Annotated in this window: 9 protein-coding genes and 1 pseudogene; 1 reads left to right on the top strand and 9 read right to left on the bottom strand. The window is 65.9% G+C overall.

Annotated features, from left to right (window positions below; all coding sequences use genetic code 11):
• Nucleotides 1-3 precede the first annotated feature (3 nt).
• The 9 genes and pseudogenes from ABOA88_RS13080 to ABOA88_RS13040 all read right to left on the bottom strand — a co-directional run bounded on the left by ABOA88_RS13080 (nucleotide 4) and on the right by ABOA88_RS13040 (nucleotide 8,952).
• A complete protein-coding gene (locus ABOA88_RS13080) occupies nucleotides 4-1,629 on the bottom strand; it encodes a BatD family protein (RefSeq protein ID WP_196169941.1) in 1,626 nt (541 codons plus the stop codon).
• Nucleotides 1,626-3,344: a tetratricopeptide repeat protein gene (locus ABOA88_RS13075; protein ID WP_196169940.1), complete on the bottom strand. Its 1,719-nt coding sequence runs from the start codon at nucleotides 3,342-3,344 to the stop codon at nucleotides 1,626-1,628. The genes ABOA88_RS13080 and ABOA88_RS13075 overlap by 4 nt, the downstream gene beginning before the upstream one ends.
• Nucleotides 3,341-4,417 (bottom strand): vWA domain-containing protein, encoded by a 1,077-nt coding sequence (locus ABOA88_RS13070; protein WP_367851678.1) that lies wholly within the window; start codon nucleotides 4,415-4,417, stop codon nucleotides 3,341-3,343. The genes ABOA88_RS13075 and ABOA88_RS13070 overlap by 4 nt, the downstream gene beginning before the upstream one ends.
• Nucleotides 4,410-4,904, bottom strand: a complete 495-nt coding sequence (locus ABOA88_RS13065; protein WP_367851677.1) for a DUF4381 domain-containing protein — start codon at nucleotides 4,902-4,904, stop codon at nucleotides 4,410-4,412. Before ABOA88_RS13065 ends, ABOA88_RS13070 begins: the two co-directional genes overlap by 8 nt.
• Nucleotides 4,901-5,845, bottom strand: a complete 945-nt coding sequence (locus ABOA88_RS13060; RefSeq protein ID WP_196169937.1) for a DUF58 domain-containing protein — start codon at nucleotides 5,843-5,845, stop codon at nucleotides 4,901-4,903. Before ABOA88_RS13060 ends, ABOA88_RS13065 begins: the two co-directional genes overlap by 4 nt.
• 4 nt (nucleotides 5,846-5,849) lie before the next feature.
• Nucleotides 5,850-6,809 carry an AAA family ATPase gene (locus ABOA88_RS13055; RefSeq protein WP_043206762.1) on the bottom strand — a complete coding sequence of 320 codons (960 nt, stop codon included), beginning with the start codon at nucleotides 6,807-6,809 and terminating at the stop codon, nucleotides 5,850-5,852.
• 282 nt (nucleotides 6,810-7,091) lie between these two features.
• Entirely contained in the window at nucleotides 7,092-8,297 is a 1,206-nt protein-coding gene (gene lhgO / locus ABOA88_RS13050) for an L-2-hydroxyglutarate oxidase (RefSeq protein ID WP_367851676.1), read from the bottom strand.
• Between the two features lie 192 nt (nucleotides 8,298-8,489).
• Nucleotides 8,490-8,573 (bottom strand): annotated as a pseudogene (locus ABOA88_RS13045) (GntR family transcriptional regulator); the annotation flags it as partial.
• Nucleotides 8,574-8,598: 25 nt separating this feature from the next.
• On the bottom strand, nucleotides 8,599-8,952 hold the full coding sequence (locus tag ABOA88_RS13040; RefSeq protein ID WP_196169935.1) for a hypothetical protein: 354 nt from the start codon (nucleotides 8,950-8,952) through the stop codon (nucleotides 8,599-8,601).
• Nucleotides 8,953-9,290: 338 nt separating this feature from the next.
• Here ABOA88_RS13040 and ABOA88_RS13035 point away from each other — a divergent pair, with 338 nt between their 5' ends.
• A complete protein-coding gene (locus ABOA88_RS13035) occupies nucleotides 9,291-14,156 on the top strand; it encodes an NAD-glutamate dehydrogenase (RefSeq protein WP_196169934.1) in 4,866 nt (1,621 codons plus the stop codon).
• Nucleotides 14,157-14,180: the final 24 nt, after the last annotated feature.

Here is a 14,180-nt window from a genome sequence, read left to right as displayed (position 1 = left end):
AGGTTATTTGGGGTAAAGCGGCGGCAGGCTGCCTGTTTCGCCCGAAGGCGCCAGGACCTGCTCGGCCGGGGGGATGGTGCCGATGGCGCGCCACAGCTCGTCGCCTTGCCAGTATTGGCCGCTTTCGCTGTACAAGGCGCCATTGAGCCCATCCAGGGCATCGGACAAGGGTACGAAACGGGCGGCCATCTCGGCCAGGGTTTCCGGCTGCTGGCGCGCCCAGGCGTCGAGCGCCTGACGGGTGGCCTGGGGGTCGTTGGCTTGGCAGGCACGCTTGAGATCGTCCAGCAGGCTGCGTGGGCTCGGACCGCTCTGGGTGGCCCGCAGCACCGCCGGCTGCGAGCGGGCGCGCCACCACAGGGCGAAGCCCAGCAGGGTGGTCAGCGCCAGCACCAGGGTCGCCAGTTGCCAGGGCCACAGGCGAGCATTGCTGGCACTGCTGTCGCCGACCGGCGTGTCGGCGCTCAGGGCCGGGTTGTCTTCCACTTGCAGGGTGCGCGCCGGCAGGCTGCTGTGCTCCAGGTGGTCTTCGCGGGTATTCCACCAGGTGATTTCCAGCGCGGGCAGGGCCAGGTCGCCGCTGTGGGTCGGAACCAGCGCCTCGCGCTCCTCGCGGTTGGCGGTCATGCCCCGTTCGCTGATTTCATTGCGCAGCACGGGTTGGTCCGGATAACGGCGCAAACCGCGGATCTCGGTGGCCGGCAAGGGCGGAAGCTGGGTGCTGGACAGCCCCTCGGCGCGCAAGGTGATGCTGCGGGTCAGGGAGTCGCCGATCTGCGTCTGCTGGCCGCTAGGGTCCGGGCTCCAGTGCTCTTCCAGGGTCAGGCTGCGCGCCGGCAGCCAGGGCTGGTTGGCGGGCCAGGCGCCGGGGATCGGCCGCACCTTCAGGTGCAGCGGCAACGAGCTGACCTGGACCTGGCGACCCACACGCGGGGTGCCGGCCGGCTGCTCGCCAGTGTCGGCGGCGGTGGCGGTGAAGGTCAGTGCCGGGAGCTCCAGGGTGCCGCTTTGTTGCGGGTAGATCGCATAGCGGGTCTCGATCACGCCGTGGCGTACGCCGTTGATTTCCTTTTCATAGGTGCGCGATTCGCCCAGTGGCTCGACCTTGGCGTTGTCCAGTTGCAACGGGCTCAGGCTGCTGTCGTCGTACAGCGACACCGAGTGATAAATGCGCAGGGTCAGCACCGCTTGGGCCTGGACGTAGACCTCTGGGCTGTCCAGGCTGGCCTCGACGAAGACCTGGGAGGCGCGTTCAGGACGGCTGGCATCGGCTTGCAGCACTTGCAGCTCGATGGCCTGGCTCTGCGATTGGCCCAGTTGCAGCTCAGGGATACGCAAGCTGCCACTGCGCTTGGGCAGCAGGGTGATGATCCAGCGGGTGCTTGCGCGGGTCTCTCCGTCAAGGGTGTGCAGGCTGTTGAGCTGGCGGGTGCCACGCACTTCGAAGTCGCCTTCCAGGGCGCGCAGGTCGGGTTTGCCGAACTGTGTGACGTCCTGGCTTTCCAGGGTCAGCTCCAGGGTTTCGCCGGCCTGCAGGCGGGTGCGGTCGACGCTGGCCTGCAGGGTAGGTTGGGCCTGGGCCTGGAAAAGCCACAGCAGGCTGAATAGAAAGACGCCGAGGCGACTCATCGTGAGGTGTCCTGATGCAATTGCTGTTCATACCAGAATTTGCGCCGCAGCAGTTGGGCCGGGTTGTCGGGGATTTCCCGCAACCATTGCTCCAGGGCCTGGCGCTGTTCGGCATCCAGGCTGGTGGAGACCGGCCGCTGCGGCGGCTGGGTGGTGCTGTCGTCATCGCCAGGCTGCGAGCTGCCAGGCCCTTGCGCATTGCTTGCGTTCTCGCCCTGGGCCTGGGCCGAAGCCTGCTCATCGCTGCCAGGCGTGCCCTGAGCCGGATTGGACGCCGAGCTGCTGTTGCCCTCGGTCTCGTTGCCGGGGGTACCTGCGGACTCGCTGCCTGCCGGTTGTTCCTCGGCTTTGGCCTGGCGTTGCTGCAACAATTGCTGGACCAACGCCTGGTTGTCCAGGGCCGGCTGCAGGTCGGGTTGACGTTCCAGGGCCTGCTCGTAGGCATCCAGCGCGGCTTCCAGTTCCCCGGCGCGGGCCAAGGCATTGCCTCGATTGTAGTGGGCTGCGGCGCTGCCGCCCTGGGCAAAGGCCTTGGCCGCGCCTTCGTAGTCGCCCGCCTGGTACAGCGCCATGCCGCGCCACTGCGGGTCTTCGAAGCGCCGGGCGGCGTCGGCTGGGTGTTTTTGCTCAAGCAGGCGCTGGCCTTGCTGGTCCGGGCGCAGCCATAGGTCGTTGAATTCGAAGGCCTGGCTCGGTTGCGGCAGGGCCAGCAGCAGCGGCAGGCAGAACAGCCAACCGCGCCGACCGGCGCAGGCGGCCAGCACCAGCAAGGGCAACAGCAGCCAGTAGCCCTGGTCGGCCCAGCTGTCCAGTTGCACGGTCTGGCCGTTGCTGCGCAGGGCGTGAGGGTTGTCGAACAGCCCCAGGCCACGCAGGTCCAGGTCGTCGATGCGTGCATGGCGGTAGCGTCCACCGGTGCCGTTGATGAAGGCTTTGAGGCTGGCGCTGTCCAGGCGGGGCAGGAGAATGCCGCCTTGATCGTCCTTGAGGTATTCGCCGTTGGCCTGACGCACCGGTGCGCCCTCGCTGCTGCCGATCCCAAGCATCAGCAGGCTGGGGCCCTGGCGGCCCAGGGCCTTGAGTATGCCGCTGCGTTCGGTGTCGCTCAGCGATGAGCCGATCAGCAACAGGCGCCCCTGGCCCAGGCCGCTCTGGGCGAGCAGGGCAAGGCCTTTCTGTACGGCCAGGTCGGCCCGTTGGCCGGGTTGCGGCATGATCGACGGGTCGACCGCCTCGAGCAGGTTGCGGGTGGTGCCCAGGTCGTCGGACAGTGGCACCAGGGTATGCGCGCTGCCGGCATACACCACCAGGGCGGTCTGGCTGTCGCGACGGTGCTCGAGCAGGTCGAGGATCTTGCGGCGGGCCTGCTCCAGGCGGTTGGGCGTGCTGTCCTCGGCGAGCATCTGCGGGGTCAGCTCCAGCAGGATCACCAGCGGGTCGGCGGGGCGCTGGCGGGTTTCTTCCAGGCGTTGCCAGCTTGGGCCGAGCAAGGCCAGGACCACCAACAACCAGGCCAGGCCCAGGGCAATCCACGGCAGTTTGCTGGTCTGGCCTTTGCCGCCGCCGAGCAGGACGCCATGGAACTGCACGGGCAGGATCAGTTGCCAGCGCCCGGCGCGCTTGCGCCGGTGCCAGAGCTTGAACAGCAGCCAGCCGAGCAGAGGGACCACCAGCAGCCAGAGGGGGCGCAGCCATTGCGGCCAGAGTTCGATCATCGTCGCCTCCTCAGACGCAGGCGCTTGAGGCGCTGGCGCCATTCCGGGTGCGGCTGCAGAAAGCGTGGGCGGCGCAGCAGGCGCTGGAAGACGTTGTCCGGCCATTGCACGGCGACCACCAGCAGCACGCTCAAGAGCAATGCCACGGCCAGCGGCCAGGCGTAGAGGGCTTTGGCGGTGCGCGCCTGGGTCGGTTGCTGGGCCACCGGTTCGAGCTGGTCGAGGGTATCGCCGATCGCGACCAGCTCGGCGCCGTCATGGGCGCGGAAGTAGGCCCCCTGGGTCAGTTCGGCGATTTCCTTGAGCGAGGCTTCGTCCAGGTCCAGGCTCGGGTTCAAGCCCAGCAACCCTGGCGTACCGCTGGCTTCGGGGTTGGCACCGATGCCGATGGTGTAGATGCGCACGCCTTCCTGGGCGGCCAGGCGGGCGGCGGTGAGCGGGTGGATCTGCCCACCGTTGTTCGCACCGTCGGTGATCAGCACCAGCACCCGGCTCTGCGCCGGACGCTGGCGCAAGCGTTTGACCGCCAGGCCAATGGCGTCGCCGATGGCGGTGTTCTTGCCGGCGATGCCGATCTGCGCCTCGTCCAGGAAGGTGCGCACGGTGCGTCGGTCAAAGGTCAGCGGCGCCTGCAGGTAGGCTTCGCTGCCGAACAGGATCAACCCGACCCGGTCGCCCTCGCGGTCCTGGAGAAAATCGCCGAGCAGCGCCTTGACCAGGTCCAGGCGGCTGATTTCGTCGTCCTTCCACTGCATGTCGGGAAAGTCCATCGAGCCGGACACATCCACCGCCACCAGCAGGTCGCGACCGCTGGCCGCCACCGGCACCGGATCACCGAGCCATTGGGGGCGGGCGGCGGCCAGCAGCAGGAGCAGCCAGATCGTCACGAAGGGCGCCTGCTGGCGCCAGGTCGGCAGATTCAGGCGGGCACGGCGCCCGGCCAGGCCTTCGAGTTCATCGAGAAAACCCACCTTTAGCACTGGCTCGCCGCTGTCGGCAGCCGGCAGCACCAGGCGCGCGAGCCAAGGCAACGGCAACAGCAAGAAGACCCACGGCCAGGCCAGCTCAAACATGCTTGCGGATCCAGATTTCGACCGCCTGGGCGAGCCCGGCGATGGCCTTGTCGTCGAGCTTGCACTCGGGTTTGTAGGCACCTTCGACCAGCACCATCCAGCGGGTTAGGCCTGCGGCCGGGCAGCGGTTGTCGAGAAACGCCAGCCACTGACGGCCGTTGAGCGTGTGGCTGTTGGCGCCAGGGTAGTGGTTGCGACACAGGCGCTTGAGCAGCGCATTGATTTGCTGCAGCCAGGCGCCGGCGGGGGCGCCGTCGTAGGGGCGGGGCAGGCGAGCCAGTTCGGCCAGTGCTTCCAGGCGGATGGGGTCCAGCGGCTGCTCGGCGCGCACCACTCGGGGTTTGGCTGGACGCCAGTGGCGCAGCCGCCACAGCCCCCAGCCGAGCAGGGGCAGCAGGGCGAGCAGCCCCCACCAGCCCGGCGCGGGCGGCCACAGGCTCACCGCCGGCGGCGCGATCAAGGGGTGCAACTGATCCAGCGGGTTCATTGACCGCTCCCCGGGCGCTGGGCGTTGAGGTACTCACGCAGTTGCTCGATCATCTCACTCTGGGTGCTCAAGGGCATCATCAGTACCCGCAGCTTCTGCGCCAGCAGCTCCCAACGCTCGATGCGCGCCTCGGCCTGCTGGCGATAGGCCTGGCGCAGGTTGGCATCGAGGGTGTCGAGCTCCAATTGGGCGCTGCGTTGGGCAAAACGCAGCAGGCCGGCGGCCGGCAGGGCGTGGTCGAGCGGGTCGGAGACGGGCATCAGCAACAGGTCGCAGTGGCGCGAGAGCATGCTCAAATGCTGCTCGACACCGGGGGTCAAGGCGCGTTCGTCACAGATGATGATGGCCAGGCTGCCTGGGCGCAGCACTTCGCGGGCGCGGCGCAAGGCAAGGCCCAGGCTGTCGGGCTGGGGCACGGCCTCGGTGTGCAGCGACTGATTCACTTTGGCCAGGCGGTTGAGCAACTGCAGCAGGCTTTGCTTGCTGCGCCGGGGCTTGATCTCGTGGTGTTCGTTGTCGCCGAACACCAGTCCGCCGATGCGGTCGTTGTGACCCAGCGCGGCCCAGCCGAACAGGGCTGCAGCCTCGGCTGCCAGGACTGACTTGAACATCAGTCCGGAGCCGAAGAACAGGCGCTGGCTCTGCTCGACCAGGATGAAGATCGGCCGCTCGCGCTCCTCGTGGAACAGCTTGGTGTGCGGCTCCTGGGTGCGCGCTGTGACGCGCCAATCGATGTTGCGCACGTCGTCGCCGGCCTGGTAGACCCGAACCTGGTCGAAGTCCACGCCGCGCCCGCGCAGCTTGGAGTGGTGCAGGCCCACCAGCGGGCTGCGTTGGCCGGGCCGGGAAAACAGCTGGATTTCGCGCACGCGGTGACGCATGTCGATCAACTCGGCAAGGCCGATGCGGATGCCGGGTTCGGTCAGGTGCGCGGTGGGCATGGGGTCAGGCGACAGCGACAACGTCGAGGATGCGCTGGACCACCCGGTCCTGGTCGATCCCCGCCGCTTCCGCTTCGAAGGACAGGATGATGCGGTGGCGCAGCACGTCGAACAGCACTGCCTGGATGTCCTCGGGGCTGACGAAATCACGCCCGGCCAGCCAGGCGTGGGCGCGGGCGCAGCGGTCCAGGGCGATCGAGCCGCGGGGGCTGGCGCCATAGGCGATCCAGTCGGCCAGCTCGGCGTCGAACTTGGCCGGTGTGCGGGTGGCCATCACCAACTGCACCAGGTACTCCTCCACGGCGTCGGCCATGTACAGGCCGAGGATTTCCTTGCGCGCGGCGAAGATCGCCTGCTGGCTGACCCGCCGCTCCGGCTTGACCTCGCCGCCGAGCGCCTCGCCGCGGGCCTGCTGGAGGATGCGCCGTTCCACGGCGGCATCCGGGAAACCGATTTTCACGTGCATCAGGAAGCGGTCGAGCTGGGCCTCGGGCAGGGGATAGGTGCCTTCCTGCTCGATCGGGTTCTGGGTGGCCATGACCAGGAACAGCGGCGACAGCTCGTAGGTGCTGCGCCCGACGCTGACCTGGCGTTCGGCCATGGCTTCGAGCAACGCCGACTGCACTTTGGCCGGTGCGCGGTTGATTTCGTCGGCCAGCACCAGGTTATGGAAGATCGGCCCCTGCTGGAACACGAAGCTGCCGGTTTCCGGGCGGTAGATTTCGGTGCCGGTGATGTCGGCCGGGAGCAGGTCGGGGGTGAACTGGATGCGGTGGAACTGCGCTTCGATACCTTCGGCCAGTTCCTTGATGGCCTTGGTCTTGGCCAGGCCCGGTGCGCCTTCGACCAGCATATGGCCGTCGGCCAGCAGCACGATCAGCAGGCGTTCGACCAGCTTCTCCTGGCCAAGGATCTGGGAGGAAAGAAAGGTGCGCAGCGCGATCAGCGCCTCACGGTGTTCCATCGTCGACGGTTCCTGGAAATGGGCCTGGCGTGCTGGCACAGCGGCGTCCGGGCAGGGGGTGATACTTTAATCCATCCAGGCCCATGCCGACCAATGGCGGCGTGGATTTTTCTCACAGGGCTGTCCGGTGAAGCCGAGGCGGTTCATCGGGCCGCCGCGCCACCAGGGCCAGTCCGCCCAGCGGCGCCAGGCCGTCGGCCGCAGGCGTACCGATCTCGTGGCCGGTACCAAAGCCCGAAGAGCGCGTCTGGGCTAGTGTTTCCTTATTGCCTTTGTCGTGGGCTATGTAGGGGGGCAGTGGGCCTTGAGGATCTTCGCGGCGATCATCTGGCCAATAGGGATAGCGGAGGTGGCTGCCGGCGAGGGGGCGTTGCAGACATGCACCATGCGTGGGGTTTCGGCGAACAGGAAGTCATGCACCAGGGTGCCGTCGCGCATGACCGCTTGGGCGCGAATGCCGGCCTCGTAGGGCAGCAGGTCTTCTACCTCCAGCTGCGGGCAGTACTTGCGGCACTGCTCCAGGTAGCCTCGCTTGAACAGCGAGTTCTTCATTTCGGTGGTGCCGGAACCCAGGTTGTTCCAGATCGTTTTCCAGAACCCCGGGAAACGCGCGTACTCGGCCACATCGCGCCAGTTCACCGAGAACTTGCGGTAGGTCTCCCGGCCCAGGCCCAGCACGGCGTTGGGGCCGACGGTGACGCTGCCGTCGATCATGCGTGTCAGGTGCACGCCAAGGAACGGCAGGTCTGGGTCGGGGATCGGGTAGATCAGGTGGTTGACGATCTGGTTCTTGCTCGCCGGCAGGCGGTAATACTCTCCGCGGAAGGGGATGATCTGGTGGTCGATCTGCACCCCGGCCAGGCGCGCCAGGCGGTCGGACTGCAAGCCGGCACAGGCGACCAGCTGGCGGGCGCGCCAGCTCTGACCGTCGCTGCTCACCTCGACGTAGTCGCCCTGTTCCTGGATCGCCCGCACGGTGGTGGCCAGATGAACGTGGCCGCCGGCTTTCTGGATGACCCGGGCCATGGCGTCGCACACCTGCTTGTAGTCGACGATGCCGGTGGCATCGAGAAACAGCGCGCCCTTGCCGACGATGTTCGGCTCGCGGCGCTTGAGCTCGTCGGCGTCCAGGCGTTCGACCTTCAGCCCGTTTTGCTGCGAGCGCTCGTACAGCGCCTGCATGCGCTGCATTTCCAGATCGTTCGAGGCCACCAGCAGTTTGCCGCAGACGTCGAAGGCGATGCCGTGCTCGGTGCAGAAGTCCTTGGTGGCCTGGGCGCCGCGCTTACACAGGTCGGCCTTGAGGCTGCCCGGTGCGTAGTAGATGCCCGCATGGATCACGCCGCTGTTGTGGCCGGTTTGGTGAAGACCCAGGCTGGTCTCCTTCTCGAGGATCAGCAACGAGGCACCAGGGCGCTGTTCGAGCAGGGCCATGGCGGTGGCGAGGCCAACGATGCCGCCGCCGATGATGCAGTAGTCGTAAGTCATGCAGGGAATACCTTGGTGTTTTTGTCGGTGAACCTGCTTATAAGGTTGTCAGACTATGCGGGGCGTATGAAAGGCTCGCCAAGCCGTATGCGAAGGCTCGGAAACCAGTCGAGGGCGGGAAGGTCGATCTTCAGGCGTCTGGCCGACGCCCGCAGGTGGGCTTCGGCGCAGGTGGTATCTCGAACCACTCACGAGATCCGGCTTGCGCCCGTTGCTCCCGGGGAGGCGGAGCTCCGTGCCGCAGGGTGTTTGCGAGATATAGGAGCCGAGCCCACGGGGAACAAGCCCGCCGCTACCGCGTTCAGAGCTCGCTGACGTAGGTCCCGGTGCCGTCGAGAATGTTGCGCAAGGTCAGCTCGACCTCCTCGAGGTCTGTGCCCGGTGAGGTCAGCAGGATCTCCAGTTGCTCCGAGCCTTTGAGCGCATCCCGGTCGCCGGCGGCCACTTCGATCAGCAGGCGGTTGGCGCTGAGGGTGACCTTCAGCCCGTCGAGCGTCGAGGGCTCGTCGTCCAGGGTCAGGTCCACGGTGTCTTCGTCGGGATAACGGGTGAGCAGGAACATCTGCCCCTTGTCGCTGTGGCAGCACAAGGTCGCCATGTTGTCTTCCTCTTCGTCGCAGGGTGTGGCGAAGAGCAGGGCGGTTTTCAGTTGCATGGGCAGGCTCAGGTCAAGGAAGTGAGCGGGAATTCTGACAGCCTTGCGCATGGACATAAACGTAAAGTTACCGCCCCTTGACCGAAATTGTCGCAGCGCTGCAAGCCGTGGTGACCGCTCAGTCGTTAAGCTGCCCAGTCGATGGACACCCGTAAAGCCACAGCCCTGAGGGGCAGTCGTCTTTGCAGGTGCCCATCCATGGAACGGATGGACGTGCAGATTGCGTCCAAACGCCTGGTTTTCACCGCCCTGTCGCCACGGTTTGGCTATCGTTGACCGTGAACGGCGGACGCACGCGACGCTTCACCTAATAACAAAGCCCAAGCGGAGTACCACAGATGGCGTTCTTCACCGCAGCCAGCAAAGCCGACTTCCAGCATCAACTGCAAGCGGCCCTGGCGCAGCACATCAGCGAGCAGGCACTGCCACAAGTGGCGCTGTTCGCCGAACAGTTCTTCGGCATCATCTCTCTGGACGAACTCACCCAGCGCAGGCTTTCGGACCTGGCGGGCTGCACCCTCTCTGCCTGGCGCATCATCGAGCGCTTCGACCCCCAACACCCGCAGGTGCGGGTCTACAACCCCGATTACGAACGCCACGGCTGGCAATCGACCCACACCGTGGTCGAGGTGCTCCACCACGACCTGCCGTTCCTGGTCGACTCGGTGCGTACCGAACTCAACCGCCGCGGCTACAGCATCCACACCCTGCAAACCACCGTGCTCAGCGTGCGCCGCGGCGCCAAGGGCGAGCTGGTGGAGTTGCTGCCCAAGGGCACCCAGGGCGAAGGCGTGCGCCATGAATCGCTGATGTACCTGGAGATCGACCGCTGCTCCAGCGCTGCCGAGCTGACCACCCTGACGAAGGAAATCGAGCAGGTGCTGGCCGAGGTGCGGGTGGCTGTCGCCGACTTCGAGCCGATGAAGGCCAAGGTCCGCGACCTGGTGCAACTGGTGGAGCAGACCGCATTCGGTCCGGCACAACATGACAAGGCCGAGGTGAAGAGCTTCTTGTCGTGGCTGCTGGACAACCATTTCACCTTCCTCGGTTACGAAGAGTTCGTGGTCGAGTCCGACGCCGATGGTGGCCACCTGGTCTATGACGAAGGCTCGTTCCTCGGCCTGACCCGCCTGCTGCGCGCCGGGCTGGGCGCCGACGACCTGCGCATCGAGGACTACGCCGTCGCCTACCTGCGTGCGCCCGAGCTGCTGTCGTTCGCCAAGGCCTCGCAGCCGAGCCGCGTGCACCGCCCGGCGTACCCGGACTACGTGTCGATCCGTCAGATCGACGCCGACGGCAAGGTCATCAAGGAGTGCCGCTTCATGGGCCTGTACACCTCGTCGGTGTATGGCGAGAGCGTGCGCACCATTCCGTACATCCGCGGCAAGGTCGCCGAAGTCGAGCGCCGCTCGCACTTCGACGCCAAGGCCCACCTGGGCAAGGAGCTGGCCCAGGTGCTCGAGGTGCTGCCTCGTGACGATCTGTTCCAGACGCCGGTGGACGAGCTGTTCACCACGGTCATGTCGATCGTGCAGATCCAGGAGCGCAACAAGATCCGCGTGTTCCTGCGCAAGGACCCGTACGGCCGCTTCTGCTACTGCCTGGCCTATGTGCCGCGTGAAATCTACTCCACCGAGGTGCGCCAGAAGATCCAGCAGGTGCTGATGGAGCGCCTGAAGGCCAGCGACTGCGAGTTCTGGACGTTCTTCTCCGAGTCGGTGCTGGCGCGTGTTCAGCTGATTCTGCGCGTGGATCCGAAGAACCGCATCGACCTGGACCCACAGCAGCTGGAAAACGAAGTCATCCAGGCGTGCCGCTCCTGGCAGGACGACTACTCCGCCCTGGTGGTGGAGAATTTCGGCGAGGCCCAGGGCACCAACATCCTGGCTGACTTCCCCAAAGGCTTCCCGGCTGGCTACCGCGAGCGCTTCGCTGCCCATTCGGCGGTCGTCGACATGCAGCATGTGCTGGCGCTGTCCGAGAGCAAGCCGCTGGCGATGAGCTTCTACCAGCCGCTGACCCGCCTGGGCGAGCGCCTGCTGCACTGCAAGCTGTACCACGCCGATACCCCGCTGGCGCTGTCGGATGTGCTGCCGATCCTGGAAAACCTGGGCTTGCGCGTGCTCGGTGAGTTCCCGTACCGCCTGCGCCATGCCAGTGGTCGCGAGTACTGGATCCACGACTTCGCCTTCACCTACAGCGAAGGCCTGGACCTGGACATCCAGCAGCTCAACGACATCCTGCAGGATGCCTTCATCCACATCGTCAAGGGCGACGCCGAGAACGACGCCTTCAACCGCCTGGTGCTGACCGCCGGCCTGCCATGGCGTGACGTGGCGCTGCTGCGCGCCTACGCACGCTACCTCAAGCAGATCCGCCTGGGCTTCGACCTGGGTTACATCGCCAGTACCCTGAACAACCACACCGACATCGCCCGCGAGCTGACCCGGTTGTTCAAGACCCGCTTCTACCTGGCGCGCAAGCTCACCGTTGAGGACCTGGACGACAAGCAGCAGCGCCTGGAGCAGGCCATCCTTACTGCTCTGGACGAGGTCCAGGTGCTCAACGAAGACCGCATCCTGCGTCGCTACCTGGACTTGATCAAGGCCACCCTGCGCACCAACTTCTACCAGCCGGACGCCAACGGGCAGAACAAGTCGTACTTCAGCTTCAAGTTCAACCCCAAGCTGATCCCCGAGCTGCCCAAACCGGTGCCGAAGTTCGAGATATTCGTCTACTCGCCGCGGGTCGAGGGTGTGCACCTGCGCTTTGGCAACGTTGCCCGCGGTGGCCTGCGCTGGTCGGACCGCGAGGAAGACTTCCGCACCGAAGTGCTCGGCCTGGTCAAGGCGCAGCAGGTGAAGAACTCGGTGATCGTGCCGGTGGGGGCCAAGGGTGGTTTCCTGCCGCGTCGTCTGCCGCTGGGCGGCAGCCGCGACGAGATCCAGGCCGAGGGCATCGCCTGCTACCGGATCTTCATCTCGGGCTTGCTCGACATTACCGACAACCTCAAGGACGGCGGCGTGGTGCCTCCGGCCAACGTGGTGCGTCACGATGACGACGACCCGTACTTGGTAGTGGCCGCGGACAAAGGCACCGCGACCTTCTCCGATATCGCCAACGGCATTGCCAATGACTACGGCTTCTGGCTGGGCGACGCCTTCGCCTCCGGTGGCTCGGCTGGCTACGACCACAAAGGCATGGGCATCACCGCTCGTGGCGCCTGGGTCGGCGTTCAGCGCCACTTCCGCGAGCGCGGCATCAATGTGCAGGAAGACCCGATCACCGTGGTGGGCATCGGTGACATGGCCGGCGACGTGTTCGGCAACGGCCTGCTGATGTCCGACAAGCTCAAGCTGGTGGCGGCATTCAACCATCTGCACATCTTCATCGACCCGAATCCGGACCCGGCCACCAGCTTCGTCGAGCGCAAGCGCCTGTTCGAGCTGCCGCGTTCGGCCTGGAGCGACTACGACACCAGCATCATGTCCGAAGGTGGCGGGATCTTCCCGCGTAGCGCCAAGAGCATCGCCATCACCCCGCAGATGAAGGAACGCTTCGCCATCGAAGCCGACCGCCTGACGCCCACCGAACTGCTGCACGCCCTGCTACAGGCCCCGGTGGATCTGCTGTGGAACGGTGGTATCGGTACCTACGTCAAGGCCAGCAGCGAAAGCCATGCCGATGTCGGCGACAAGGCCAACGATGCCCTTCGGGTCAACGGCAACGAACTGCGCTGCAAGGTGGTGGGCGAGGGCGGCAACCTGGGCATGACCCAGCTTGGCCGGGTCGAGTTCGGCCTCAACGGCGGCGCGACCAACACCGATTTCATCGACAACGCCGGTGGCGTGGACTGCTCCGACCACGAGGTCAACATCAAGATCCTGCTCAACGAAGTGGTGCAGGGTGGCGACATGACCGAGAAGCAGCGCAACCAACTGCTCGGCAGCATGACCGACGAAGTCGCCTCGCTGGTGCTGGGCAACAACTACAAGCAGACCCAGGCCCTGTCCCTGGCGGCCCGCCGTGCCCTGGAGCGGATTGCCGAGTACAAGCGGCTGATGGCTGACCTGGAGTCGCGTGGCAAACTGGACCGGGCCATCGAGTTCCTGCCGTCCGAGGAGCAACTGGCCGAGCGCCTGGCCGCAGGCCAGGGTCTGACCCGCGCCGAGCTGTCGGTGCTGATCTCCTACAGCAAGATCGACCTCAAGGAGCAACTGCTCAAGTCGCTGGTGCCCGATGACGACTACCTGACCCGCGACATGGAGAACGCGTTCCCGCCATCGCTGGTCAGCAAGTTCGCTGACGCCATGCGCCGTCACCGCCTCAAGCGCGAAATCGTCAGCAACCAGATCGCCAACGACCTGGTCAACAATATGGGTATCACTTTCGTCCAGCGTCTGAAGGAATCCACCGGCATGAGTCCGGCCAACGTCGCCGGTGCCTATGTGATCGTTCGGGATATCTTCCACCTGCCGCACTGGTTCCGTCAGATCGAGGCACTGGACTACCAGGTCCCAGCCGAGATCCAGCTGACCCTGATGGACGAGCTGATGCGCCTGGGGCGTCGCGCGACCCGCTGGTTCCTGCGCAGCCGCCGCAACGAGCAGGACGCTGGTCGCGACGTCGCGCACTTCGGGCCGAAGATCGCCCAGTTGGGCCTGAAGCTCGATGAGCTGCTGGAAGGCCCGACCCGTGATCGCTGGCAGCAGCGCTACCAGGGCTTCGTCGAAGCCGGTGTGCCGGAGTTGCTGGCGCGCATGGTTGCAGGCACCACCCACCTGTACACCCTGTTGCCGATCATCGAGGCTTCGGACGTCACCGGTCACGACCCAGCCCAGGTGGCCAAGGCGTTCTTCGCCGTGGGCAGCTCGCTGGACCTGACCTGGTACCTGCAGGAGATCAGCAACCTGCCAGTGGAGAACAACTGGCAGGCCCTGGCCCGCGAGGCGTTCCGCGACGACATCGACCTGCAACAGCGGGCGATCACCATCTCTGTGTTGCAGATGGCTGACGCGCCGGAGGACATGGACGCCCGTGTAGCACTGTGGTGTGAACAGCACCGGGTGATGACTGAGCGCTGGCGCGCCATGCTCGATGACCTGCGCAACGCCACGGGCACCGACTATGCGATGTATGCGGTGGCCAACCGCGAGCTGGTCGACCTGGCCATGAGCGGGCAGGCGGCGGTGATACCGTCCTGAGCGTAAGCTGAAAACAAAAAGCCC

Origin of the sequence: Pseudomonas sp. PKS (assembly GCF_051913525.1) — a bacterium.
GTDB classification, from domain to species: Bacteria; Pseudomonadota; Gammaproteobacteria; order Pseudomonadales; family Pseudomonadaceae; genus Aquipseudomonas; species Aquipseudomonas guariconensis_D.
This window is presented reverse-complemented; position numbering and strand designations above follow the sequence as displayed.

Bases quoted from the DNA above. Each gene is read 5' to 3' on its own strand.
- ABOA88_RS13080 (WP_196169941.1), bottom strand. From the start codon at position 1,629: ATGAGTCGCCTCGGCGTCTTTCTATTCAGCCTGCTGTGGCTTTTCCAG.
- ABOA88_RS13075 (WP_196169940.1), bottom strand. From the start codon at position 3,344: ATGATCGAACTCTGGCCGCAATGGCTGCGCCCCCTCTGGCTGCTGGTG.
- ABOA88_RS13070 (WP_367851678.1), bottom strand. From the start codon at position 4,417: ATGTTTGAGCTGGCCTGGCCGTGGGTCTTCTTGCTGTTGCCGTTGCCT.
- ABOA88_RS13065 (WP_367851677.1), bottom strand. From the start codon at position 4,904: ATGAACCCGCTGGATCAGTTGCACCCCTTGATCGCGCCGCCGGCGGTG.
- ABOA88_RS13060 (WP_196169937.1), bottom strand. From the start codon at position 5,845: ATGCCCACCGCGCACCTGACCGAACCCGGCATCCGCATCGGCCTTGCC.
- ABOA88_RS13055 (WP_043206762.1), bottom strand. From the start codon at position 6,809: ATGGAACACCGTGAGGCGCTGATCGCGCTGCGCACCTTTCTTTCCTCC.
- lhgO (WP_367851676.1), bottom strand. From the start codon at position 8,297: ATGACTTACGACTACTGCATCATCGGCGGCGGCATCGTTGGCCTCGCC.
- ABOA88_RS13040 (WP_196169935.1), bottom strand. From the start codon at position 8,952: ATGCAACTGAAAACCGCCCTGCTCTTCGCCACACCCTGCGACGAAGAG.
- ABOA88_RS13035 (WP_196169934.1), top strand. From the start codon at position 9,291: ATGGCGTTCTTCACCGCAGCCAGCAAAGCCGACTTCCAGCATCAACTG.